1 rRNA gene is annotated in these 627 nt (G+C 47.4%); it reads right to left on the reverse strand.

From position 1 onward, the window contains the following. Positions 1-468 (reverse strand): 16S ribosomal RNA (locus D8886_RS11645); the annotation flags it as partial. Positions 469-627: the final 159 nt, after the last annotated feature.

The raw sequence follows: 627 nt of genomic DNA on the forward strand, positions 1-627 counted from the left end.
CTCACACCCGTTCTTCTCTTACAACAGAGCTTTACGATCCGAAAACCTTCTTCACTCACGCGGCGTTGCTCGGTCAGGGTTCCCCCCATTGCCGAAGATTCCCTACTGCTGCCTCCCGTAGGAGTCTGGGCCGTGTCTCAGTCCCAGTGTGGCCGATCACCCTCTCAGGTCGGCTATGTATCGTCGCCTTGGTGAGCCGTTACCTCACCAACTAGCTAATACAACGCAGGTCCATCTGGTAGTGATGCAATTGCATCTTTCAATTAATTATCATGCAATAATCAATTTTATGCGGTATTAGCTATCGTTTCCAATAGTTATCCCCCGCTACCAGGCAGGTTACCTACGCGTTACTCACCCGTTCGCAACTCATCCAAGAAGAGCAAGCTCCTCTCTTCAGCGTTCTACTTGCATGTATTAGGCACGCCGCCAGCGTTCGTCCTGAGCCAGGATCAAACTCTCATTAAAAAGTTTGAGTTCGCACTCATTACTGTCCACTGACAGATTTATTTTCTCGTTTTTTTGACAGGTTACATATTTCTATGTCACCCTGCACTTGGTTCGTCTTGTTCAGTTTTCAAAGGGCTTTGTCTTTCGCGACAACTATATTAGTATATCACCTATACC

The organism is Streptococcus sanguinis, assembly GCF_003943655.1.
Taxonomy (GTDB): Bacteria; Bacillota; Bacilli; order Lactobacillales; family Streptococcaceae; genus Streptococcus; species Streptococcus sanguinis_F.